Here is a 22,112-nt window from a genome sequence, read left to right as displayed (position 1 = left end):
TGTCGTTGCAGAGGTCAGAGCGGCATACGATAGTGTAGCGAGTAACTTTCCACACCGTCGTTGGGCATCTTCAGCCCGGCATTGGAATAGTGGATCGCGCGTACACCTACTTCATGTCCGCCGGCAAAACGCAGGCCGAAGCCGATACGGTCTTCGAACTGGAAGGAGGAGCCGAGTTCATTACTCTCAAGTTCGGTACTGGAAAACGCTGCCACACCGATGCCGGCTTCGATGTAGGGTTTAACCGACTCACCGGCGAACTCGTAAACGAACACGGGTGAGAACGACAGGCTGTGGTTGCTGGCGGTTTCATCGCCATCCCAATAGGTGTAGGCACCATCCCAATAACCGGTAATGCGCCCTACGCTAGTTTGCCACCAACTGGCATCCCAGTTCGATTGCAGGCCCAGCCGATAGGTCATGGTCGAATCGCCGGTCTGCCCGACCGACAACGATACGTCCGCTGCTTGAGTGGTAAAAGATTGCCCCAGGGTAACGGCTGCAAGCGCAGCCAAACAAAGCAGTTTCTTCATGAGAAACATCCTTTTTCCTAATGCTGTTGTTGGTTTCTCTGTCTCACCAGACAATAAAATAAAAATCGGCGGCGTTGCGTTAGCTCAGTCAATGTTGAGTGCTTTTCACACTCTTTTTACATCGTGAAGCTTCGCACACTGTCAGATTTATTCCACAACATTGGAAGGATCTTTCGCAAATGTTCGGGGCTGGCACTGGTCCAGAATTGCGCGTCCTGTGCCGGTCCCGCGGCTAGCAAGTGACGCTCGCCAAGCAGGCGCTGCAATTGGCGGGCAACCGCAGCGCCGGTATCGATAATTGCCACCGAGGCCGGGACCATTTCCGCCAGCAGAGGCTTGAGGAAGGGGTAATGGGTGCAGCCCAGGATCAGCGTGTCGCAGCCAGCGTCGAGCAAGGGATTTACATAGCCTTGCAGCAGTTCGCGCACCACCGGGCTGTTCAGGTCGCCAGCTTCGATGCACTCCACCAGGCCTGGGCAAGGCTGGGTAACAACCTGCACATCGTTGGCAAAACGATCGAGCAAGGCGACGAACTTGGCGCTTTGCAGGGTGCCGGTGGTGGCCAGCACACCGACCACGCCACTACGGGTAGCGGCAGCCGCAGGCTTTACCGCTGGCTCCATCCCCACCAGTGGCCACTGCGGATACTGTTCGCGCAAATCAGCCACCGCGGCCACCGTCGCCGTGTTACAGGCCAGGACCATGGCCTTGGCACCCTGCTCACGGAAGAACTCAGCGACGATGCGACAGCGCTGGCGAATGAATGCCGGCGACTTCTCACCATAGGGGATGTGCCCGCAATCGCCGACATACAGCAGCGACTCATTGGGCAACAGGCGCTGGATCTCGGCCAGTACCGACAGGCCGCCAACACCGGAATCGAAGACGCCGACCGGCGCCGCCGCGCCGTCAGCCATGATCCTTGCCACAGACGCTGCAGCCCGGGTCGCGCTTGACCCGCAGCTCACGGAAACGGCTGCCCAGGGCATCGATCAGCAACAAGCGCCCTACCAGCGGTTCGCCAAACCCGGCCAGCAGCTTCAGTGCCTCAAGCGCTTGCAGGCTGCCGACCAGACCGACCAACGGGCCGAGTACACCGGCTTCACTGCAGGTCAGCTCGGCTTCGCTGCCATGGCCGTACAGGCAGTGGTAGCACGGGCTTTCAGGGCGGCGTGGGTCGAACACCGACAACTGCCCTTCCAGGCGAATCGCCGCGCCGCTGACCAACGGCTTGCCCAGGGCCACGCAGGCGGCATTGACCGCTTCGCGGGTGGCAAAGTTGTCCGAGCAATCCAGTACCAGGTCCACCGCCTTGACCGCCTCGGCCAAGGAGTCTTCGTCCAGGGCGTGGCGATGGGCGAGCAACGTGATTTCCGGGTTGATCGCCGCGAGGCGTAGCAGTGCCGAATCGACTTTGCTCATGCCCACCGATGCGCTGTCGTGCATGACCTGGCGCTGCAGGTTGGTGACGTCCACCGTGTCGAAATCGGCCAGGTGCAGTTCGCCAACACCGGCAGCCGCCAGGTACAAGGCGACCGGCGAACCCAGGCCGCCCAGGCCGACAACCAGCGCCCGGCTGTTTTTCAGGCGCAGCTGACCGTCGATATCCACCTGCGCCAGGAGGATCTGCCGGCTGTAGCGCAACAGCTCCTGATCGGTCAGCACGACAGCCGGCCCAGGGTGATGCGCTCGTGGCCATTAAGGTCAAGGCGGCTTTCGATCTGTTCGAAATCATGCCGGGCCAGCAGCTCGCGCACGGCGGCGGCCTGATCGTAACCGTGCTCGAGCAGCAGCCAGCCGCCGGGCAGCAGGTGCGCCGGCGCCTGACTGACGATGCTGCGCAGATCGTCCAGGCCATCGTCGCCGGAGACCAGCGCGCTGCTTGGCTCAAAGCGCACGTCACCGGCCACCAGGTGCGGGTCGGCAGCGGCAATGTACGGCGGGTTGCTGATGATCAGGTCATAGCGCTCGCCGCCCAGGGCATCGAACCAGTGGCTGCTGCGCACCGTCACGTTGTTCAGTTGCAGGCGCTGGCGGTTACGCTCGGCCAGGGCCACGGCTTCCAGCACCCGGTCAACCGCAGTGACCTGCCACTGCGGGCGCTCACTGGCCAGGGCCAGGGCAATCGCGCCGGTACCGGTGCCCAGGTCGAGCAGCTTGACCGCACTTGCCGGCAGCAACTGCAGAGCGGTTTCGACCAGCAGCTCGGTTTCCGGCCGTGGGATCAGGGTGTGCGGCGCCACCTCCAGGTCGAGGTTCCAGAACCCCTGCTGACCGAGGATATAGGCGACCGGTTCACCGGCGCGCCGACGCTGCAGGTAATCGGCAAAGGTCAGCGCCGCTTCGCTGCTGACAATCCGCTCCGGCCAGGTGTGCAGGTAGCTGCGCGACTTGCCGATGGCCGCAGCCAACAGCAGTTCGATATCCAGACGCGCCGTCGGCGAATCCGGCAGCTCCGCGCCGCGGAGCAAGCTGGCAATAATCGTCATTTACTCACCCAGTGCAGCCAGTTGGTCAGCCTGATACTCGGCCAGCAATGGCTCGATGACCGCATCCACCCCACCGGCCAGCACATCATCCAGGGAATACAGGGTCAGGTTGATGCGGTGATCGGTTACCCGCCCCTGTGGATAGTTGTAGGTACGAATCCGTTCGGAGCGGTCGCCGGAGCCAACCAGCAGCTTGCGCTCGCTGGCCATGGCATTCTGCGCCGCGCTGGTCTGGATGTCGTTGAGCTTGGCCGACAGCCAGGACATCGCCCGGGCGCGGTTCTTGTGCTGGGAACGTTCTTCCTGGCACTCGACGACGATGCCGGTGGGCAAGTGGGTGATGCGGATCGCCGAGTCGGTCTTGTTGATGTGCTGACCACCGGCACCGGAGGCGCGGTAGGTATCGACGCGCAGGTCCGCCGGGTTGATCTCGATCGCCACCTGCTCGTCCGGCTCGGGCAGCACCGCCACGGTGCAGGCCGAGGTGTGGATACGGCCCTGGGATTCGGTTTCCGGTACGCGCTGGACGCGGTGGGCACCGGACTCGAACTTCAGCTTGCCATAGACGCTGTCGCCTTCGACCCGGGCGATGATCTCCTTGTAACCGCCATGCTCGCCTTCGTTCTCCGAGAGAATTTCCAGGCGCCAGCCGCGCTTTTCAGCGTAGCGCGAGTACATGCGGAACAGGTCGCCGGAGAAGATCGCCGCTTCGTCACCGCCGGTACCGGCGCGGATTTCCAGGAACACATTGCGCCCGTCGTTGGGGTCCTTGGGCAACAGCATGCGCTGCAGCTGGTTTTCCAGGACAGCCAGTTGCTCCTTGGCCTCGCGAACTTCTTCCACCGCCATTTCGCGCAGGTCCGGATCGCTGTCCTTGAGCAGCGCCTGGGCACCGGCCAGGTCATCCTGAACCTTGCGCCACTGGGCGTAGGCAACGGCGACCGGCTCGACTTCGGCGTATTCACGGGAATAGGCGCGAAAGCGAGTCTGGTCGGAAATGACCTCGGCATCGCCCAGCAGGGCGGTCAGTTCCTCGAAGCGGTCCTGGAGCGTGTCCAGTTTATTCAGCAGCGACGCTTTCATTGCGGGGTTTTATCCGTCGAACCCTCGGAGAGGGCAAAGAGTTCCTGGGCCATGGCCAGCGCATCGAGGCGGCCTTCGGCAGAGAGCTTTTTCAGCTGCACGCTGGGCGCATGCAGCAGTTTGTTGGTCAGGCCACGGGCCAGTTGCACCAGCACGTCATCGGCGCTGGCGCCATTGGCCAGCAGGCGCTGGGCCTTTTGCAGCTCCTCGTCGCGCAGGCGTTCGCTCTGCTGACGGTAAGCCTTGAGTACATCCACCGCAGCCAGCTCGCGCAGGCGCAGCATGAAATCTTCGGCGCCCACCGAAACCAGCTCTTCGGCGGCCTGGGCAGCACCCTGGCGGCTCTTGAGGTTTTCGGCGACCACCTCGTGCAGGTCATCGACGGTGTACAGGTACACATCGTCCAGCTCGCCAACCTGCGGTTCGATATCCCGCGGCACGGCGATGTCGACCATGAAGATCGGCTTGTGCCGGCGCTGCTTCAGGGCGCTTTCCACCGCACCCTTGCCGAGGATCGGCAATTGGCTGGCGGTGGAACTGATGACGATATCGCTGTTGACCAGCTCCTGGGGAATGTCGGCCAGCAATACCGCATGGGCGCCGAACTGTTCGGCCAGGGTGCTGGCGCGCTCCAGGGTCCGGTTGGCGACGACAATGCGCCGTACGCCCTGCTCGTGCAGGTGACGGGCCACCAGGGTAATGGTTTCACCGGCGCCGATCAGCAGTGCCTGGCTACGGCCCAGGTCGCTGAAGATCTGCTTGGCCAGGCTGACGGCGGCGAAGGCCACCGACACCGGGTTTTCGCCGATGGCGGTATCGGTACGCACCTGCTTGGCGGCGCTGAAGGTGGCCTGGAACAGGCGCCCGAGCAGCGGGCCGATGGTGCCGGCTTCGCGGGCCACGGCATAGGCCGACTTCATCTGCCCGAGGATCTGCGGCTCGCCCAGCACCAGCGAATCGAGCCCGGAGGCTACCCGCATCATGTGCCGCACAGCATCGTGATCTTCATGGATGTAGGCGCTGGCGCGCAGTTCATCCAGGCTCAGCTGATGATATTCGGCCAGCCAGCGCAGAATACTCTCTGCGCCCAGGTGGTCCTGCTCTATATAAAGCTCGCTGCGGTTGCAGGTCGAAAGGATCGCGGCTTCGCGGCTGGCGGTCAGTCGGCAGAGCTGCTGCAAGGCGTCCACCAGCTGCTCAGGGGTAAACGCCACGCGCTCGCGTACGTCTACCGAGGCAGTCTTATGGTTGATACCGAGGGCAAGAAAGGCCATGCAAGGTCGCTGATTGTGACGAGAAGCCGATAATTGTCCTACTTCGCAAGGCGCAGAACAACCACTGCTCGCTATTGTCTCTATAGTCTACCTCTACCGAGACCTTCGCTTATGGGTTTGCCCCGGCGCTTGTGTCATGATGATCCGACCGCTGGTAAGCCGCCCAAATCCCGATTATGAATAGATCCTACGCGTTGCTCCTTGCCCTTGCCTTGCTCCAGGGCTGCCAGACCCTGGCTCCGCATTCACCGGATGCCAAGTCGCCTGCAGAGGCTGCCCCGGTGCAACCGGCCAAGCCCACCGTCTACGGGTCGTTCAGCCAGGACACCGTCTACAGCCTGCTGGCCGCCGAACTTGCCGGCCAGCGCGACCGCTTCGACATCGCCCTGGACAACTACGTCAGCCAGGCGATCAAGACCCAGGACCCAGGCATCTCCGAGCGCGCCTACCGCATCGCCGAATACCTGGGTGCCGACCAGGCTGCCCTGGACACCGCACTGATCTGGGCAAAGAACGCCCCGGACAGCCTCGACGCCCAGCGTGCCGCCGCCATCCAGCTGGCCCGCGGCGGTCGCTATGACGAGTCCATGGCCCACATGGAAAAAGTCCTTCAGGGCCAGGGCGACACCCACTTCGACTTCCTCGCCCTGTCGGCCCTGGAAACCGACCAGGACACCCGCGAGGGCCTGCAAAAGAGTTTCGACCGCCTGCTGGTGAAATACCCCGACAACAGTCAGTTGGTGTTCGGCAAGGCGTTGCTGCTGCAACAGGACGGCAAGGCCCAGGCCGCCCTCGACCTGCTCGAAGCGCACCCGCCCGAAGACGGCGAGATCGCTCCGGTATTGTTGCGTGCCCGCCTGCTGCAGGGCTTGGACCGCGGCAAAGAGGCCCTGCCGCTGCTGCAAAAAACCATTCGCCAGTACCCGGACGACAAACGCTTGCGCCTGACCTATGCGCGCCTGCTGGTCGAACAGGACCGCCTGGCCGATGCCAAGGCCGAGTTCGTCAGCCTGGTCCAGCAGTATCCGGATGACGACGAGCTGCGCTACTCGCTGGCCCTGATCAGCCTGGAAACCAAGGACTGGGACGAAGGCGCCGGCTACCTCGAAGAGCTGATCGCCCGCGACAGCCATGTCGATGCCGCACACCTGAACCTGGGCCGCATCCATGAAGAACGCAACGACCCCGAAAGCGCGCTGAACGAATACGCCCTGGTCGGCCCCGGCACCGACTACCTGCCGGCACAATTGCGCCAGGCCGATATCCTCATCGCCAACGGCCGTAGCGCCGAAGCTTCGCGGCGCCTGGCCGCAGCCCGGGAAAGCCAGCCCGATTACGCCATCCAGCTGTACCTGATCGAAGCCGAAGCCTTGGGCAACAACGACAAGGACGCCCAGGCCGAGCAGGTTCTGCAGCAGGCGATCAAGCAGTACCCGGACGACCTCAACCTGCTCTACACCCGGGCCATGCTGGCGGAAAAACGAAACGACCTGACCCAGATGGAAAAGGATCTGCGCAACATCATCAGCCGCGAGCCGGAAAATGCCATGGCCCTCAACGCCCTTGGCTACACCCTGGCTGACCGCACCAGCCGTTACGCCGAAGCCAAGGCGCTGATCGACAAGGCACACCAGATCACCCCGGAGGATCCGGCGGTGCTCGACAGCCTCGGCTGGGTCAACTACCGCATGGGCAACCTTGACGAAGCCGAGCGCCTGCTGCGCCAGGCCCTTGAGCGGTTCCCCGATCACGAAGTGGCCGCCCACCTGGGTGAAGTACTCTGGGCCAACGGCAAGCGCCGCGAAGCCCGCCAGGTCTGGGCCAAGGGCTTTGAAGCCCAGCCCGACAGCCCCATCCTGCGCAAGACCGTCCTGCGCCTGACCGGATCCGAGACTCTATAAGCCTATGTTTTTGCGCCACTGCATCACCTTCACCCTGATCGCCCTGCTTGCCGGCTGTGCCGGCTTCGGCTCCCGTGAGGCCCTGCGGGGCGAGGGCAGCCCACAGCTGTGGCGCGAGCACAAGCAACAGCTGAGCACCCTCGATGGCTGGCAGATCAACGGCAAGGTCGGCATCCGCGCGCCGAAAGACTCCGGCAGCGGCACGCTGTTCTGGCTGCAGCGCCAGGATTACTACGATATCCGCCTGTCCGGCCCGCTGGGCCGCGGCGCCGCGCGCCTGACCGGGCGCCCCGGTGGCGTCACCCTGGAAGTCGCCAACCAGGGCCGCTTCGAGGCAAATAGCCCCGAAGCCCTGCTCGAAGAGCAACTGGGCTGGGAGCTGCCGGTCTCGCACCTGGTCTGGTGGATTCGTGGCCTGCCCGCCCCCGACAGCAAGAGCCAGCTGACCCTCGACGGCGACAGTCGCCTGGCCAGCCTCAAGCAGGACGGCTGGGACGTGCAGTACCTGAGCTACGCCGAACAAAACGGCTACTGGCTGCCCGAACGCATCAAGCTGCACGGACAGAACCTCGACGTGACCCTGGTGGTCAAGGACTGGCAACCACGGCAACTGGGCCACTGATCTATGAACACTGCAACCCTGACCCTGCCGGCACCGGCCAAGCTCAACCTGATGCTGCACATTCTTGGCCGCCGCCCCGACGGTTACCATGAGCTGGAAACCCTGTTCCAGTTTCTCGACCATGCCGACGAGCTTTCCTTCGCCCTGCGCGAAGACGGTGAAGTGCGCCTGCACAGCGAGATCGACAATGTCCCCCACGACAGCAACCTGATCGTCAAGGCCGCGCGCAAGCTCAAGGCCTTGAGCGGTTGCAGCCAGGGCGTGGATATCTGGCTGAAGAAAATCCTGCCGATGGGCGGCGGCATTGGTGGCGGCAGCTCCGATGCCGCCACCACCCTGCTCGGCCTCAATCATTTATGGCAACTGGGCTTGAGCGAAGACCAACTGGCCGAGCTGGGCCTGACCCTGGGCGCCGACGTGCCGGTTTTCGTCCGCGGCCATGCGGCATTCGCTGAGGGTGTGGGTGAGAAGCTGACCCCGGTCGACCCCGAAGAGCCCTGGTACGTCGTGCTGGTCCCGCAAGTATTTGTTAGCACAGCAGAAATTTTTTCAGATCCGCTGTTGACACGTGATTCCTTGCCCCTTAAGATGCGCCCCGTTCCCAAGGGAAACAGTCGAAATGACTGCCAACCGGTGGTAGAGCAGCGTTACCCAGAGGTACGCAATTCATTGAATTTGTTAAACGAATTCACTGACGCTCGGCTTACCGGAACTGGAAGTTGTGTGTTTGGGGCCTTCCCAAACAAAGCTGAAGCTGATAAAGTTTTGGCCCTTCTTGCAGAGACCCAAACAGGGTTTGTAGCTAAGGGAAGCAACGTTTCGATGTTGCATCGCACGCTGCAGAGCCTGCTCTAGGAATCGAGCACCAGGTGCTCGCAGCAACAGATACAGGGGCGTCGCCAAGCGGTAAGGCAGCAGGTTTTGATCCTGCCATGCGTTGGTTCGAATCCAGCCGCCCCTGCCATTTTCCTTATACTCATCCAGGTATACCCTCAGCCTTCAGGTACTGCGCGTGTCCAAGATGATGGTCTTTACGGGGAACGCCAACCCCGATCTGGCTCGGCGTGTCGTACGTCAGCTGCATATCCCACTGGGTGATGTTTCTGTCGGAAAATTTTCCGACGGCGAAATCAGCACTGAGATTAATGAAAATGTTCGCGGTAAGGACGTTTTCATCATTCAGCCGACTTGCGCGCCAACCAACGATAACCTGATGGAACTGGTAGTGATGGCCGATGCCTTCCGCCGCTCCTCAGCTTCCCGAATCACTGCCGTGATTCCTTACTTCGGATATGCCCGCCAGGATCGCCGTCCGCGTTCGGCGCGTGTAGCTATCAGCGCCAAAGTCGTCGCTGACATGCTCACCGTCGTAGGTATCGACCGTGTTCTCACCGTCGACCTGCACGCTGACCAGATTCAGGGTTTCTTCGATATTCCGGTAGATAACATCTACGGCTCCCCCGTTCTGGTGGATGACATCGAAGACCAGCGTTTCGAGAACCTCATGATCGTGTCCCCGGACATCGGCGGCGTCGTGCGTGCACGTGCTGTTGCCAAGTCCCTGGGCGTTGATCTGGGCATCATCGACAAACGCCGTGAAAAGGCTAATCACTCCGAAGTGATGCATATCATCGGCGACGTCGAAGGACGTACCTGTATTCTCGTCGACGACATGGTCGACACCGCCGGCACCCTGTGCCACGCGGCCAAGGCCCTGAAAGAACACGGCGCTGCCAAGGTTTACGCCTACTGCACGCACCCTGTCCTGTCGGGTCGGGCGATCGAGAATATCGAGAACTCCGTGCTGGACGCACTGGTGGTGACCAACACCATCCCGCTGTCCGCTGCAGCACAAGCCTGTGACCGTATCCGTCAACTGGATATCGCACCGGTTGTTGCCGAGGCGGTTCGCCGCATCAGCAATGAAGAATCGATCAGCGCGATGTTCCGCTGAGGGTTTTACCCTCGCGAACTCACGTTGACGTAAAGCGCCCCGCCCCAACACTGGTTGTTGGGGCGGGGCTTTTTTGCCCATCCCGCTTTGGCGCTGGTCGCAAACGCCACTCGGGAATGGCTATTTTGGAGATACAACATGACTGATTTCATTCTGAACGCCCAAGCGCGTACTGACCTGGGGAAAGGTGCGAGCCGCCGCCTGCGTCATTCCGCCAACATCCCTGCCGTTGTCTACGGTGGTGGCCAAGCTGCTGAATCCGTGACCATCCTGACCAAGGAAATCACCAAGCTGTTCGACAACGAAGCTGCCTTCAGCCACGTTATCGAACTGAACATCGACGGCAAGAAACAAAACGTCGTTGTTAAAGCCATGCAGCGTCACCCTGCCAAGCAGTTCATCATGCACGCTGACTTCGTCCGCGTTGTTGCTGGCCAGAAACTGACCGCCAAAGTACCTGTGCACTTCATCAACGAAGAAGCTCCGGTCAAGAAAGGTGGCGAGATCTCCCACACCGCCAACGAGATCGAAGTTTCCTGCGAAGCCAAAGACCTGCCTGAGTTCATCGAAGTCGACCTGGCCAACGCCGAAGTCGGCGCGATCATCCACCTGTCGGACCTCAAAGCTCCGAAAGGCGTTGAGTTCGTCGCTCTGGCTCACGGTAACGACCTGGCTATCGCCAACGTTCACGCTCCGCGTGTTGCGCCTGAAGCTGCAGAAGGCGCTGCCGAGTAATCTACTCAGCACGCCGGCGTTGACCGGGTTACAGCGCCCAGCGCTGTAACCCACAACTCCAAGGAAGAGCCCCTGACGTGACCGCCATCCAACTGATCGTCGGCCTGGGAAACCCCGGCCCCGAATACGAACAGACCCGGCATAACGCAGGGGCTCTTTTCGTAGAACGCATTGCCAGCGCCCAGCGCGTCAACCTGACTGCTGATCGCAAGTATTTCGGCCTGACGGCAAAATTCAGCCATCAGGGCAACGACGTTCGTCTTCTGATTCCGACCACCTACATGAACCGCAGCGGCCAGGCCGTTGCTGCACTGGCGAATTTTTTCCGCATCCCGCCAGATGCCATCCTGGTGGCCCACGACGAACTCGACCTGCCTCCCGGCGTCGCCAAGCTCAAGAAGGGCGGCGGCCACGGCGGGCACAACGGGCTGCGCGACATCATCGCCCAGCTCGGCAACCAGAATGACTTTCACCGTCTGCGGCTTGGCATCGGCCACCCGGGTGACAGCAGCAAGGTCTCCAGTTTCGTCCTCGGCAAGGCGCCACGCGCCGAGCAGGAGAAACTGGACGCCAGTATCGATTTTGCCCTCGGCGTGCTGCCGGACATCCTCGCCGGCGACTGGACGCGTGCGATGAGAGAGCTGCACAGCCAAAAGGCCTGACTCCACGAAGAGGGATTCACCATGGGTTTCAATTGCGGCATCGTCGGCCTGCCCAACGTCGGCAAGTCCACCCTGTTCAACGCCCTGACCAAATCCGGCATCGCCGCTGAGAACTTCCCGTTCTGCACCATCGAGCCGAACAGTGGCATCGTGCCGATGCCTGATGCGCGCCTGGACGCCCTGGCGGCCATCGTCAAGCCGAACCGCGTGCTGCCGACCACCATGGAATTCGTCGACATCGCCGGCCTGGTGGCTGGCGCCTCGAAAGGTGAAGGCCTGGGCAACAAGTTCCTGGCCAACATCCGCGAAACCGACGCCATCGCCCACGTGGTGCGCTGCTTCGAAGACGAGAACGTGATTCACGTCTCCAACAGCGTCGACCCCAAGCGCGACATCGAGATCATCGACCTGGAACTGATCTTCGCCGACCTCGACAGCTGCGAGAAGCAACTGCAGAAGGTTGCGCGCAACGCCAAGGGCGGTGACAAGGACGCCCTGGCGCAGAAAGCCATCCTCGAAAAACTCATCCCGCACTTCACCGAAGGCAAGCCTGCGCGCAGCCTGATGAAGGCCATGGGCGCTGACGAGAAGGCGCTGATCCGCGGCTTCCACCTGCTGACCAGCAAACCTGTGATGTACATCGCCAACGTTGCCGAAGACGGCTTCGACAACAACCCGCACCTGGACGTGGTCAAGGCCATCGCCGAAGAAGAAGGCGCGCTCGTGGTGCCGGTGTGCAACAAGATCGAAGCCGAGATTGCCGAGCTCGACGACGGCGAAGAGAAGGACATGTTCCTCGAAGCCCTGGGCCTCGAAGAGCCAGGCCTGAACCGCGTGATCCGCGCCGGTTACTCGCTGCTCAACCTGCAGACCTACTTCACCGCCGGTGTGCAGGAAGTACGCGCCTGGACCGTACGCGTCGGCGCCACCGCTCCACAAGCGGCCGGCGTGATCCACACCGACTTCGAGAAAGGCTTCATCCGTGCCGAAGTGGTCGGCTACGACGACTTCATCCAGTACAAGGGTGAAGGCGGCGCGAAGGAAGCCGGTAAATGGCGCCTGGAAGGCAAGGACTACATCGTCAAAGACGGTGATGTGATGCACTTCCGCTTCAACGTCTGATCCGCTCCCTGATGAGCCCGAAACCCCTTGAGGCTATGCTTCAAGGGGTTTTTCTTTGCCTGCGTTGCGCACAAATGCTGGCCAAAACCCAGGTCTATACTCAAAGCCGCACTCAAACGGCTTTCGTCCACAGACCAGGTATCGGCGCATGGCTAAAAAGAAGGAAAAACAAAGCAACAGCGAACGCCTCCCCCGTAAAGAGTACGAGCAAGCACTCAAGGCCCTGCACGTCGAGCTGGTCAAATTGCAGCAATGGGTGGTAGCCAAGGGCCTGAAAGTCTGCATCGTCTTCGAAGGTCGCGACGGTGCCGGCAAGGGCGGAACGATCAAGGCCATCACCGAACGCGTCAGCCCGAGGGTGTTTCGCGTAGTGGCGCTGCCAGCACCGACCGAACGGGAAAAAAGCCAGATGTACGCCCAGCGCTACATCCAGCACATGCCCTCGGCCGGCGAAGTGGTGATCTTCGACCGCAGTTGGTACAACCGCGCCGGTGTTGAGCGGGTGATGGGGTTCTGTACCGAAGAGCAGTCCCGCAAGTTTCTTTCGGTGGTGCCATCGTTCGAAAAGATGCTGGTCGAGTCCGGCATCGTTCTCATCAAGTACTGGCTGGAAGTCAGCCCCCAGGAGCAGGAACGGCGCCTGAAAGAGCGCATCACCGACGGTCGCAAGATCTGGAAACTGACCCCGATGGACCTCAAGTCCTTCACCCGCTGGGACGACTACACCCGCGCGCGCAATGAGATGTTCGCCGCCTCGGATACCTCATGGGCCCCCTGGTACGTGGCCCCTTCAGAGGACAAACGACGGGTGCGCCTGAATATCATCAGCCACTTGCTCAAGCAGGTGCCCTACGAGGACATCACCCACAAGCAGAAGATCGAACTGCCCAAGCGCGGCAAGATCGGGCGCGACAAAAGCACCAGCTACACATCGCGCATGGTTCCCGAGCGCTTCTGAAAGACACCTGGCGCGCGACACCGCTGCAAGTGTGCTACAGAGTGCCCTGATCGGCGCGCTGGGCCCTGAAGGCCCGCCGCCGGGCACTGCGGGCGAACACCACGAACAGCGCCGCCATGGCCGTCAGGGCCATTGGCAGGCCATGGGGCGCAACGTCCATGGCCGCGCCGCTGATCAGCGGCCCGAGCAGGCTGCCGACGCCCCAGAGCAAGCCGACGCTGGCATTGGCGGTGACCAGGTCCTGGCCCTTGAACTGCTGGCCGATCAGCACCAGCGCCAGGGTATAGACCCCGCCCGCCACCGCACCGAGCAGCACCAGTGCTGGCCATAGCAACCATTGCATGCCGATCAGCCACGGCAGCGCCAGGCCGATCAACATCGCCACCACGCCGCACACCAGGTGTACCGTCGTGCGCTCGCAGCGGTCGGCCAGCCAGCCGATCGGCAGCTGGAAGAGCATGTCGCCGGTAAGGATCACCGTCACCATCAACGCCGCCACCCCCACCGCATAGGCATGGTTGGTGGCGTACACCGGCAGCAGCGAAAGAATCACTGCATCGAAGAACGAGAAGAACAGCACGCCCATGCACAAGGCCGGCGCCACGCGGAAAAAGCCCGCCAGGGAAAAGCTCTTGCCGCCCTCCTCGCCATGCTCGACATGATCATTGGGCACCGTCAGCACGATACACAGCAGCGCCAGGCCGTAGCAGGCGGTCACCACTGTCGTCACCCAGGTGCTCTGTGCCCCGAGCAGCGCCAGCATTGCCGGGCCGAGCATCTGGAAACCGGTGAACGCCGTGGCGTACAGGGCCATGATCTTGCCGCGGTTGTGCTCCGGACTCAGCTCGTTGACCCACGACTCGCCGAGGATGATCGCGATGCCCATGCCGATCCCCAGCCCCAGCCGCAACAGCCCGAGCAAGTAGATCGAAGAGAAGCCCCACTCAAGCAAACCGATGCTCAGGGTGCACAGGCCGAAGCACAACAGGTAGATGGTGCGCCGGGTCAGGTGCCGGCAACAGGCATCGACCATGAACGCCGACAGCATCATCCCCGCGGCCGGAATCGCCGAGACGATACCGATCTGCAAAGTACTGGCGCCGGCGTCGAGCAAACGCAGGGACACCAGCGGCAAGCTCGCCCCGAGACTGAAACCGACCACCGACACCGCAAACAACAAGCCCAGCAACAAACGCATATTCATCACAACTCCAGACTCACCGGCGCAGGCACGACATCGCACCTGCGCAGGCGCATACATGACCGTAAAAGGATTCGGTTAGCGGCGAGCTCAGCCACGGCAGAACGCCGGGCACACAGCCGCAGGGTCAGGAGGTGTGAAGGTGCGGCGAGAAGGTAAACGCGAACAACACGCTGCGCCGACGCTTGAGCACCGTGTCACACGGCCAGTCGCACACGACGGCCTGGATAACAGCCGGCTGGATGGCGCAAGGACGGGAAAAGCGGTTCATGGGTCGACTACAGGAAAAAGGCAGGCCGGCACTCTAGGGGAAGCCCGGGCCAGACGTCAATCTCGCTGTGCTACTCTCGCGCCATCATGGAAGAGGATCAGCGCATGTCCGAACATCATCAGTTCATTTTCCCCCGCTATCGCCACCTGCCCGCGCCCGATTGGAAAAGCCTGGAGCAACAGCTGCTGACCCTGGGCTGGCTCGAGCCCGCTGCGGCCGATGCCCTGGATGAAACCGGCGACAGTGACGACAGCCTCTGGTGCAGCCCGTTGTACCGACCGAGTGCCGAGTTGTTCCGAAGGCTCAGGGTCGAAGCGGACCCCGCGCAGGTCGTGCGCCTGTTCGAGTTCGAACCCGGCCAGCCGTTTGTCTGCGCGGGCGAGAACTTCAGCCTGCCAGGGCAATACCTGCAGGCACAGGTGGCCGAAGAGACCTTCATGCAGTTCATGGGCGACGCTATCGAGGCGCCGCACACCACCTGGTGCAGCCCCGTCGACAAAACGACGTACTACCTGATGGATCTGGATTGGGACTTCAGCTTCGGCGTTGGCGAGCAGGTCCTGCGCAGCGACCGCCTCAACCGCGCCGAAACCGAACGCCTGGCGGCACTGATCGGCGAACTGGCCGGGCAGCCGATGAGCTGCGCCCACCGGCATCGCTAGGCAGCTTCAACGCTTGCCGGTGGACGGCAGGAGGATTGCCAGCAGGCCGAACAGCGGCAGGTACGAGCACAGGCTGTAGACGTATTCGATGCCCTTGAGGTCGGCCAGATAGCCCAGCGCCGCTGCGCCGATGCCGCCAAAGCCGAACATCAGGCCGAAGAAGATGCCAGCGATCATCCCCACGTTACCCGGCACCAGTTCCTGGGCATATACAACAATGGCCGAAAACGCCGAGGCGAGGATAAAGCCGATGATCACGCTGAGCACGCTGGTCCAGAACAGGTCGACGTAAGGCAGCAACAGGGTGAATGGCGCGACACCCAGGATCGAGAACCAGATCACCGCCTTGCGCCCGATGCGGTCACCGATCGGCCCGCCAAAAAAGGTTCCGGCCGCTACTGCGCCGAGAAACAGGAACAGGTGTAGCTGCGAGCTGGCCACCGAGAGGTCGAACTTCTCGATCAGGTAGAACGTGAAGTAGCTGGTGAAGCTGGACATGTAAAAGTACTTGGAGAACACCAGCAACCCCAGCACCACCAGGGCGCCGATCACCCGCTGGCGGGAAAGGCTATGGGTCGCGCGCTGGCCTTGCTTGGCCTTGAACAGGTTCAGGTGTGCCCTGTACCAGCGGCTCAGGCCATAGGTGACCAGCACGGCGCAGACAGCGAACAGGCCGAACCACACCACATTGCCCTGACCGAAGGGGATGATGATCGCCGCCGCCAGCAACGGGCCGAAGGCGGAGCCTGCATTGCCACCAACCTGAAAGCTTGACTGCGCCAGGCCAAAACGCCCACCCGAGGCCAGCCGGGCAATACGCGAGGTTTCCGGGTGGAAGGTCGACGAACCAATGCCCACCAGCGCCGCCGCCAGGAGGATCATCGGGAAGCTGGCGACATACGCGAGCATGACGATACCCACCAGGGTGCACAGGGTGCCCAGCGGCAGCAGGTTCGGCATCGGCTTGCGATCGGTATAGAAACCCACCCAGGGCTGCAGCAACGAGGCGGTGATCTGGAAGGTCAGGGTGATCATCCCGACCTGGGCGAAGCTCAAGCCATAGTTGGCCTTAAGCAGGGGGTAGATCGACGGCAGCACCGACTGGATCAGGTCGTTGATCAAATGCGCCAGGGCACAGGCGGCGATGATGCGCATCACCAGCGGGCTGCTCTGGGCAGTGGCGGTACTGGCGGGTGACGACGAGGCAGTGCTCACAGCCATGACAAAAGCTTCCATCCGGTGGGCGGGATCCAATTATCCAGAATTCGTTAGCAAGCGCACTATTCTTTTCGACCAACGTACTTTTGACGTTCTTGTTAATGATTATCAATAACGATATAGTCAGTGCGCTTTCACCACCCCCACTGCCCGCCTATCCGAGGCCTGCATACGCCATGCCCGCTGACCTGCCATGACCCCATCGCCAAACCAACTGGAACTGCCGGCGCGCCGCCTGCACAAGATCGAACGCCGCGTGGCGCCACGCTCCTGGGGCGTTTGGGCAGTGGCGGCCAGCCTCTTGCTGATCAGCGCCCTGGTGATGCTGCAACTGCCATTGCTGCAGCGCCTGAACAGCGATGTCGCCACCGCCGTTGGCGAACGCCGGCAGATCCAGCTGGCCGATGGCTCGCGGCTGACCCTCGACAGCGCCAGCGCCGTAGATGTCGACCTGCGTGGGCCTGTGCGTACGCTGCGCCTGGTGCAAGGGCAGGTGTTCATTGAAGTGACCCACGATGGCCGGCCTTTTGTCGTCAACATCGATCAGGCGCAGGTGCAGGTGCTGGGTACGCGCTTCTCCGTCAGCCGCGGCCGCGATCATGACGAAGTGGTGCTGCTCAAAGGCAAGGTCGAGGTCAGCAGCGGCGGCGACAAACGCATGCTCGCCCCCGGTGAGCGCGTGACCCTGAACGGCAGCCGCCTGGGCCAGGTCGAGAAGGTCAATGCCGAACGCCGGCTGGCCTGGCGCGAGGGCCAACTGCGGGTACGCGACGTGCCGTTGCGCCAGGTGCTGGAACAGCTTGCCGAATACCAGGGCGGCCGCCTGTTGTACATCGACGAACAGCTCGGTCAGCGCCCGGTCAGCGGCAGCTTCAACCTCGACCAGGCCAGCAGTGCAATCAATGCTCTGGCCCGCAATCAGAACCTGAGCGTAAGCAGCCTGGCCGGGCAATGGATCATCGTGCCGAGCCCATAAATGGCTAAGCAGTTGATCGCGCGTTAATTTTTTTGAAAAAGAGTGTTGACACAAATCTGTTTCAGGCGAATAATGCGCGCCACTTGGCTACATAGCTCAGTTGGTTAGAGCATAGCATTCATAATGCTGGGGTCCGGGGTTCAAGTCCCTGTGTAGCCACCAAGTACTAAAAAGGGCTTACCGCAAGGTAAGCCCTTTTTTCTTGCCTGCGATTTTTACCCCGCCCGCTTAACGTACATTGGCAAACACCACTGCCACCCCCAGGCCGATCAAGGCCACGCCAATCACCCGATCGACCAGGCGCTGGCGCTCAAGCATGGCCCGGCGCAATACCGCGCTCGAGAAGAATACCGCCACCAGGCTGAACCACAGCCAATGGGCGAACGACATGAACGCGCCATAGCCGAAGTTGATCGCCAGCGAGCTGCCCGGTTGCACCACCTGGGTGTAGGCGCTGACCACAAAGAGCATGGTCTTGGGGTTCAGGGCATTGGTCAGAAAGCCCGAGCGCAAAGCCACCAGCACCCCGAGCTGACTGGCGCTGGCACCGTCCAGGGAAATCCGTGTGGTGTTGGTCAGCGACTTGTAGCCAAGATAAATCAGGTACCCCGCCCCCAGCACCTTCATGGCCAGAAACAGCGCCGGACTCTGGCTGATGATCACCGCAATGCCCAACACGGTGTACAGCACATGCACCTGCACCCCCAGGGCAATGCCCAGGGCCGCAGCCAGGCCCGCACGCCGGCCGAAGGCGTAACTGCTGCGGGTCACCATGGCAAAGTCGGCGCCCGGGCTGATCACCGCTAACACGGTGAACAGGGCAACGGCGATGATTTCATTCACGTAAAGCTCCTCGATCTGCTAGGCCAATGCACAGATACGTCTGCGCGCGGCCATTATCGAAAGCTTCTGGCAAGGCAAAAAGCGATTTATAGTGAGTGAAATCCGCTAGTTTTTCTCACAGATATGAAGCTGCCCGCGCTTTCTGCCTTTCGCTATTTCGACGTCGCCGCACAAACCCAGAGCTTCGTGCGCGCTGCCGAGCTGCTCAATGTCACCCACGGCGCCGTGAGCCGGCAGGTACGCCTGCTGGAAGAGTCGCTGGGGGTGCAACTGTTCGAGCGGCGCAACCGGGCGATCTTTCTCACCGCCGCCGGGCGCGCCCTGCACGGCACCACCCTGTCGGTGTTCGAACAGCTGGAGGGCGCGGTGTACCGCCTGCAGCAACAGGCGCGGGAGAACGTGCTGGTGCTGTCGTGCGAGCCGACCATCGCCATGCGCTGGCTGATCCCCCGGTTACCGGCCTTTCATGCCGCCCACCCGGATATCCACCTGCACCTGGTGGCGGCCGGCGGGCCAATCGACTTCGCCCGCAGCGGTGTCGACCTGGCCCTGCGCCGCGATGATTTTCGCTGGGATGCCAACCTGCATGCACTGAAGATCTGCGACGAATGGGTCGGGCCGGTGTGCAGTGCCGGCCATGCCCTGCCCGAACCAGGCCTGGCCGGCCAACGCCTGCTGCACAGTGCTTCGCGGCCCAATGCCTGGGCTACCTGGCTACACCGAAGCGGCGAATCGGCCAAGGGCAGCAGCCGCGCCGATTACGAGCACTTTTACCTGTGCATCCAGGCGGCGGCGGCCGGGCTGGGCGTAGCCATGGCTTCGCGCTTGATGGTCCAGGACGAAATCGACAGCGGCCAACTGCAGGCGCCACGCGGCTTCATCCAGGATCAATCAGCCTACTACCTGCTCAGCCCCCAGGCGATTCTTGACGATGGCAAAAGCCGCTGCTTCGCCGAATGGGTGATCGAGCAATCACACGCTTGCCTGGCTCACCTGGCCTGAGCCTTGCCGGCCATCGCCGGGGCACAGAAGGAGGAACCGCTGCTGAAGTCGCTCCCCCAGGTGCGGTAGCCTGCCGTGTCGATGTGAATGCGCCCCGATGGGTATCGCCCCAGGCCCATGTTCCAGCCCTTGCCGTGGGCCTGCCAGAAGCGGCACAACGGCGCCGGATCGGCCCAGCCCGGCAACAGCAAGTCGACCGCAAAGGCGCGGGTATGGGCGCTGGCCACGGCGCCGCCAGCGCAGCGGTTGAGCGCTGGGTTGCGGTAGGCCGACACCACTTCATAGCGTTTGAGCACGCCCTGATCGCTCAGGGTCTTGAGCAATTGCAAGGTCGAACGCACCGCCGGCCACTGCACCGCTGGCGCCACCGCAAACGGCTCGGCCTTGCACAGACGCCAGTCACTGGCCGAGCGCAGCAGTTGGTGGATTGGCACCACCCCATACAGGCGCGCATCCACCAGCATCTGGCGAAAGGGCCGGGTCTGATGATCGCCCGCCCACTGGGCAAACAGATGCAGGTCACGCTCCTCGGCCTGCGCAGTGCCCAGCACTGTCAGCAAAAGTCCTGCACCAATACCAGCCTTACGCCACGGATTCATCAGCTTGCCCCCCTTCCCAACCCCCGGGAAATTCCTCCAGTATGGTAAGCCTCCCGACTGCAGGGAGAAACTGACAAGGAGTTAATCATGCACAAGACTGCTCCATTGACCTTTGCCCTGGCCGCCCTGACCTTGAGCAGCGCCGCCCTGGCTGACACCCGCATCGACCTGGGCAGCCAGGAACGCGTGACCCGGCTGTTTGCCTACCCCAACAACTGCAATGTCATCTGCTTTCGTGACTGGAGCCTGGAACGAACAGTAGAGCACTACCTGACCCAGAGCGTGCAGCGCGACGGTTACGCCACCGCGACCGTGAAGGTCAATCGCGACAACGACAAACTGCATGCTGACATCCAGGGTGTGCCAAGCGACTACAGCAAACCCCTGCAAGCGCTGCTCACTACCGGCGATCTGGCCTATCAAGGCGCCAACCAGCTCAACCGCGAAGGCAAATGGGCCTACAGCTGGAACCTGTTCCTGCCACTCGGCATGGCCCTGGAAAATCGCCGCAGCATTCAGCTCTTGCACTTCCCGCCGGACTACTCGCTGACCCAGGCCCAGGATTACCTGCGCTCCAACACTACCGACCGCTGGGCCACGCTGCTGACCTTCAACGGCATCCCCGCGGAACAAACCCCTGCCTACCAGACCATCGTCGACATCGCCCCGATCGCGGCGCCAGCCAGCGCCGGCAAAGACCTTGAAGGCGTGTATGGCTACTTCAAGGACTATCAGGTGCAGATGGTCAAGGAGGTGACCCGAACCGGCAATGGCGCATCCTTGCCAATGGTTGCCTTCGGTTCGCCGGTGCGCAGCTGGATCGAGCAGCAGTATGGGCCCAAGCTCTACGTTCTGGGCCTGGCGACCATCAGCCCGACGCCCGGGCAAAAGGTGTCGGTGCTGGGTGCCAACCACCCGAGCGCGATCTGGTATGCGGCGGATAAAACCAACTATGACGGCGACCAGGACAAAGCCGATCAGGCCGGGCTGAAGATGATGGGCCAGGACTTGAGCGCCGCCTGCTGGCAGTCGGGCATGGGCCGCAACCCGGCGGCGGATGCCAAGGCCACCCTGGGTGCCTGTACGCAGAAGTGGCAGGTGACAGCGAAGAAGCAGACGTGCGAGCTGTATTTCCGCACGATTCGCAACATGCCCCCAGAGCAGGCCAGTGCCAAGTGCAATACCGGGGAGGTGACGCGCACGTTGCGTGATTTGCAGAAAGCTTGAGGGGTATCCATCGCGGGGCAAGCCCGCTCCCACATGGACCGGTTCATACAGATCCTGTGGGAGCTGGCTTGCCAGCGATTGGCCGCCCCGCGATAGGCTCAGTCCTGCGGACGCAACCGGTACTGCGGCGGCAGCTGGTCCAGGCCACTGATAGTCGCGTTCAAGCTCTTCCAGCGCCCATCCTTGATGCCATAGATGCAGCCATGCACCGACAGGCTCTGCCCGCGGTGCCAGGCATTCTGAACGATAGTGGTATGGCCGACATTGGCCACCTGCTGGATCACGTTCAGCTCGCACAGGCGGTCCACCCGCTCTTCCTCGGTCGGCAGCTTGGCCAGCTCCACGCGGTTTTCGTAGTACAGGTCGCGAATCGAACGCAGCCAGCCATCAATCAGGCCCAGCTGACGATCCTGCATGGATGCCCGCACCCCGCCGCAACCGTAATGGCCGGTGACCAGGATGTGCTTGACCTTGAGCACGTCCACCGCGTACTGGATCACCGACAGGCAGTTCAGGTCAGTGTGCAGCACCACGTTGGCAACGTTGCGGTGAACGAACAGGTCGCCCGGCAGCATGCCGACGATCTCGTTGGCCGGTACCCGGGCATCCGAACACCCGATCCAGAGGAACTCCGGTGTCTGCTGACGCGCCAGCTTGGCGAAGAAATCCGGATCTTCCTGCTTGATCGCATCGGCCCAGCGCGCGTTGTTATCAATCAGTTCTTGTAGATCGTGCATGTTCAAGCCTCATGGTTGATGCCCATCCTGTGACAGGCGCCGG

The 22,112-nt window shown here is 62.1% G+C and carries 23 protein-coding genes and 2 tRNA genes; 14 read left to right on the top strand and 11 right to left on the bottom strand.

All coding sequences use genetic code 11. The features are described 5' to 3' along the window. Window positions 1-14: 14 nt before the first annotated feature. The 6 genes from PspR32_RS03720 to hemA all read right to left on the bottom strand — a co-directional run bounded on the left by PspR32_RS03720 (window position 15) and on the right by hemA (window position 5,379). Window positions 15-533 carry an acyloxyacyl hydrolase gene (locus PspR32_RS03720; RefSeq protein ID WP_036993825.1) on the bottom strand — a complete coding sequence of 173 codons (519 nt, stop codon included), beginning with the start codon at window positions 531-533 and terminating at the stop codon, window positions 15-17. 116 nt (window positions 534-649) lie between these two features. Then, window positions 650-1,450, bottom strand: a complete 801-nt coding sequence (gene murI / locus PspR32_RS03715; RefSeq protein WP_036993824.1) for a glutamate racemase — start codon at window positions 1,448-1,450, stop codon at window positions 650-652. After that, complete coding sequence (locus PspR32_RS03710) at window positions 1,443-2,198, bottom strand: molybdopterin-synthase adenylyltransferase MoeB (protein WP_010225739.1); 756 nt, start codon at window positions 2,196-2,198, stop codon at window positions 1,443-1,445. Before PspR32_RS03710 ends, murI begins: the two co-directional genes overlap by 8 nt. Beyond that, window positions 2,192-3,022, bottom strand: a complete 831-nt coding sequence (gene prmC / locus PspR32_RS03705; RefSeq protein ID WP_010225738.1) for a peptide chain release factor N(5)-glutamine methyltransferase — start codon at window positions 3,020-3,022, stop codon at window positions 2,192-2,194. The genes PspR32_RS03710 and prmC overlap by 7 nt, the downstream gene beginning before the upstream one ends. Then, window positions 3,023-4,105 carry a peptide chain release factor 1 gene (gene prfA, locus PspR32_RS03700; RefSeq protein WP_010225737.1) on the bottom strand — a complete coding sequence of 361 codons (1,083 nt, stop codon included), beginning with the start codon at window positions 4,103-4,105 and terminating at the stop codon, window positions 3,023-3,025. It abuts the gene before it with no gap. Next, complete coding sequence (hemA, locus tag PspR32_RS03695) at window positions 4,102-5,379, bottom strand: glutamyl-tRNA reductase (RefSeq protein ID WP_036993821.1); 1,278 nt, start codon at window positions 5,377-5,379, stop codon at window positions 4,102-4,104. Before hemA ends, prfA begins: the two co-directional genes overlap by 4 nt. A 176-nt stretch (window positions 5,380-5,555) precedes the next feature. Here hemA and PspR32_RS03690 point away from each other — a divergent pair, with 176 nt between their 5' ends. The 9 genes from PspR32_RS03690 (at window position 5,556) to ppk2 (ending at window position 13,333) form a co-directional block, all read left to right on the top strand. Further along, window positions 5,556-7,280 (top strand): tetratricopeptide repeat protein, encoded by a 1,725-nt coding sequence (locus PspR32_RS03690; protein WP_100781933.1) that lies wholly within the window; start codon window positions 5,556-5,558, stop codon window positions 7,278-7,280. A 4-nt stretch (window positions 7,281-7,284) separates the two neighbouring features. After that, window positions 7,285-7,902, top strand: a complete 618-nt coding sequence (gene lolB / locus PspR32_RS03685) for a lipoprotein insertase outer membrane protein LolB (RefSeq protein WP_010225732.1) — start codon at window positions 7,285-7,287, stop codon at window positions 7,900-7,902. A gap of 3 nt (window positions 7,903-7,905) precedes the next feature. Then, a complete protein-coding gene (ispE, locus tag PspR32_RS03680; protein WP_159388103.1) occupies window positions 7,906-8,757 on the top strand; it encodes a 4-(cytidine 5'-diphospho)-2-C-methyl-D-erythritol kinase in 852 nt (283 codons plus the stop codon). Between the two features lie 34 nt (window positions 8,758-8,791). Further along, window positions 8,792-8,866, top strand: a tRNA-Gln gene (locus PspR32_RS03675). Window positions 8,867-8,914: 48 nt separating this feature from the next. Then, complete coding sequence (locus PspR32_RS03670) at window positions 8,915-9,856, top strand: ribose-phosphate pyrophosphokinase (protein ID WP_010225730.1); 942 nt, start codon at window positions 8,915-8,917, stop codon at window positions 9,854-9,856. Window positions 9,857-9,994: 138 nt separating this feature from the next. Then, window positions 9,995-10,591, top strand: coding sequence for a 50S ribosomal protein L25/general stress protein Ctc (locus tag PspR32_RS03665; protein ID WP_010225729.1), 597 nt, complete (start codon window positions 9,995-9,997; stop codon window positions 10,589-10,591). Window positions 10,592-10,668: 77 nt separating this feature from the next. After that, window positions 10,669-11,253, top strand: coding sequence for an aminoacyl-tRNA hydrolase (pth, locus tag PspR32_RS03660; RefSeq protein WP_010225728.1), 585 nt, complete (start codon window positions 10,669-10,671; stop codon window positions 11,251-11,253). A gap of 21 nt (window positions 11,254-11,274) precedes the next feature. Next, complete coding sequence (ychF, locus tag PspR32_RS03655) at window positions 11,275-12,375, top strand: redox-regulated ATPase YchF (protein WP_010225727.1); 1,101 nt, start codon at window positions 11,275-11,277, stop codon at window positions 12,373-12,375. Between the two features lie 148 nt (window positions 12,376-12,523). After that, window positions 12,524-13,333 carry a polyphosphate kinase 2 gene (gene ppk2, locus PspR32_RS03650; RefSeq protein ID WP_010225726.1) on the top strand — a complete coding sequence of 270 codons (810 nt, stop codon included), beginning with the start codon at window positions 12,524-12,526 and terminating at the stop codon, window positions 13,331-13,333. Window positions 13,334-13,367: 34 nt separating this feature from the next. Here the strand turns inward: ppk2 and PspR32_RS03645 are convergent, their stop codons facing one another. Beyond that, the gene (locus PspR32_RS03645; protein WP_036993818.1) at window positions 13,368-14,537 is read right to left on the bottom strand and encodes an MFS transporter; all 1,170 of its coding nucleotides are present in this window, start codon (window positions 14,535-14,537) and stop codon (window positions 13,368-13,370) included. 372 nt (window positions 14,538-14,909) lie between these two features. Between PspR32_RS03645 and PspR32_RS03640 the strand changes: the two genes are divergently transcribed. Continuing rightward, on the top strand, window positions 14,910-15,467 hold the full coding sequence (locus PspR32_RS03640; RefSeq protein WP_036993816.1) for a hypothetical protein: 558 nt from the start codon (window positions 14,910-14,912) through the stop codon (window positions 15,465-15,467). A gap of 6 nt (window positions 15,468-15,473) precedes the next feature. Here PspR32_RS03640 and PspR32_RS03635 read toward each other — a convergent pair whose 3' ends face one another. Next, a complete protein-coding gene (locus tag PspR32_RS03635) occupies window positions 15,474-16,688 on the bottom strand; it encodes an MFS transporter (protein WP_036993814.1) in 1,215 nt (404 codons plus the stop codon). 190 nt (window positions 16,689-16,878) lie between these two features. Between PspR32_RS03635 and PspR32_RS03630 the strand changes: the two genes are divergently transcribed. Both PspR32_RS03630 and PspR32_RS03625 read left to right on the top strand, forming a co-directional pair. Continuing rightward, the gene (locus PspR32_RS03630) at window positions 16,879-17,661 is read left to right on the top strand and encodes a FecR family protein (RefSeq protein WP_159388102.1); all 783 of its coding nucleotides are present in this window, start codon (window positions 16,879-16,881) and stop codon (window positions 17,659-17,661) included. A gap of 85 nt (window positions 17,662-17,746) precedes the next feature. Then, window positions 17,747-17,823 (top strand) — tRNA-Met (locus PspR32_RS03625). A gap of 66 nt (window positions 17,824-17,889) precedes the next feature. On the opposite strand, the gene PspR32_RS03620 is transcribed toward PspR32_RS03625, so the two are convergent. Then, window positions 17,890-18,504 carry a LysE family translocator gene (locus PspR32_RS03620; RefSeq protein ID WP_159388101.1) on the bottom strand — a complete coding sequence of 205 codons (615 nt, stop codon included), beginning with the start codon at window positions 18,502-18,504 and terminating at the stop codon, window positions 17,890-17,892. A gap of 123 nt (window positions 18,505-18,627) precedes the next feature. On the opposite strand from PspR32_RS03620, the gene PspR32_RS03615 reads away from it, so the two are divergent. Then, window positions 18,628-19,506 carry a LysR substrate-binding domain-containing protein gene (locus PspR32_RS03615; protein ID WP_100781931.1) on the top strand — a complete coding sequence of 293 codons (879 nt, stop codon included), beginning with the start codon at window positions 18,628-18,630 and terminating at the stop codon, window positions 19,504-19,506. Here the strand turns inward: PspR32_RS03615 and PspR32_RS03610 are convergent. Then, window positions 19,494-20,105 carry a YcbK family protein gene (locus tag PspR32_RS03610; RefSeq protein WP_159388100.1) on the bottom strand — a complete coding sequence of 204 codons (612 nt, stop codon included), beginning with the start codon at window positions 20,103-20,105 and terminating at the stop codon, window positions 19,494-19,496. The genes PspR32_RS03615 and PspR32_RS03610 overlap by 13 nt on opposite strands. An 87-nt stretch (window positions 20,106-20,192) precedes the next feature. Between PspR32_RS03610 and PspR32_RS03605 the strand changes: the two genes are divergently transcribed. Then, on the top strand, window positions 20,193-21,332 hold the full coding sequence (locus PspR32_RS03605) for a hypothetical protein (RefSeq protein ID WP_159388099.1): 1,140 nt from the start codon (window positions 20,193-20,195) through the stop codon (window positions 21,330-21,332). 98 nt (window positions 21,333-21,430) lie between these two features. On the opposite strand, the gene can is transcribed toward PspR32_RS03605, so the two are convergent. Then, window positions 21,431-22,069, bottom strand: coding sequence for a carbonate dehydratase (gene can, locus PspR32_RS03600; RefSeq protein WP_010225713.1), 639 nt, complete (start codon window positions 22,067-22,069; stop codon window positions 21,431-21,433). Window positions 22,070-22,112: the final 43 nt, after the last annotated feature.

Origin of the sequence: Pseudomonas sp. R32 (assembly GCF_009866705.1) — a bacterium.
In the GTDB taxonomy this organism is placed as follows: domain Bacteria; phylum Pseudomonadota; class Gammaproteobacteria; order Pseudomonadales; family Pseudomonadaceae; genus Aquipseudomonas; species Aquipseudomonas donghuensis.
This window is presented reverse-complemented; position numbering and strand designations above follow the sequence as displayed.

Bases quoted from the DNA above. Each gene is read 5' to 3' on its own strand.
- prmC (WP_010225738.1), bottom strand. From the start codon at position 3,022: ATGACGATTATTGCCAGCTTGCTCCGCGGCGCGGAGCTGCCGGATTCG.
- PspR32_RS03635 (WP_036993814.1), bottom strand. From the start codon at position 16,688: ATGGCTGTGAGCACTGCCTCGTCGTCACCCGCCAGTACCGCCACTGCC.
- ispE (WP_159388103.1), top strand. From the start codon at position 7,906: ATGAACACTGCAACCCTGACCCTGCCGGCACCGGCCAAGCTCAACCTG.
- PspR32_RS03690 (WP_100781933.1), top strand. From the start codon at position 5,556: ATGAATAGATCCTACGCGTTGCTCCTTGCCCTTGCCTTGCTCCAGGGC.
- ychF (WP_010225727.1), top strand. From the start codon at position 11,275: ATGGGTTTCAATTGCGGCATCGTCGGCCTGCCCAACGTCGGCAAGTCC.
- hemA (WP_036993821.1), bottom strand. From the start codon at position 5,379: ATGGCCTTTCTTGCCCTCGGTATCAACCATAAGACTGCCTCGGTAGAC.
- PspR32_RS03665 (WP_010225729.1), top strand. From the start codon at position 9,995: ATGACTGATTTCATTCTGAACGCCCAAGCGCGTACTGACCTGGGGAAA.
- PspR32_RS03610 (WP_159388100.1), bottom strand. From the start codon at position 20,105: ATGAATCCGTGGCGTAAGGCTGGTATTGGTGCAGGACTTTTGCTGACA.
- PspR32_RS03645 (WP_036993818.1), bottom strand. From the start codon at position 14,537: ATGAATATGCGTTTGTTGCTGGGCTTGTTGTTTGCGGTGTCGGTGGTC.
- PspR32_RS03630 (WP_159388102.1), top strand. From the start codon at position 16,879: ATGACCCCATCGCCAAACCAACTGGAACTGCCGGCGCGCCGCCTGCAC.
- can (WP_010225713.1), bottom strand. From the start codon at position 22,069: ATGCACGATCTACAAGAACTGATTGATAACAACGCGCGCTGGGCCGAT.
- PspR32_RS03615 (WP_100781931.1), top strand. From the start codon at position 18,628: ATGAAGCTGCCCGCGCTTTCTGCCTTTCGCTATTTCGACGTCGCCGCA.
- PspR32_RS03720 (WP_036993825.1), bottom strand. From the start codon at position 533: ATGAAGAAACTGCTTTGTTTGGCTGCGCTTGCAGCCGTTACCCTGGGG.
- lolB (WP_010225732.1), top strand. From the start codon at position 7,285: ATGTTTTTGCGCCACTGCATCACCTTCACCCTGATCGCCCTGCTTGCC.
- murI (WP_036993824.1), bottom strand. From the start codon at position 1,450: ATGGCTGACGGCGCGGCGGCGCCGGTCGGCGTCTTCGATTCCGGTGTT.
- prfA (WP_010225737.1), bottom strand. From the start codon at position 4,105: ATGAAAGCGTCGCTGCTGAATAAACTGGACACGCTCCAGGACCGCTTC.
- PspR32_RS03640 (WP_036993816.1), top strand. From the start codon at position 14,910: ATGTCCGAACATCATCAGTTCATTTTCCCCCGCTATCGCCACCTGCCC.
- PspR32_RS03605 (WP_159388099.1), top strand. From the start codon at position 20,193: ATGCACAAGACTGCTCCATTGACCTTTGCCCTGGCCGCCCTGACCTTG.
- ppk2 (WP_010225726.1), top strand. From the start codon at position 12,524: ATGGCTAAAAAGAAGGAAAAACAAAGCAACAGCGAACGCCTCCCCCGT.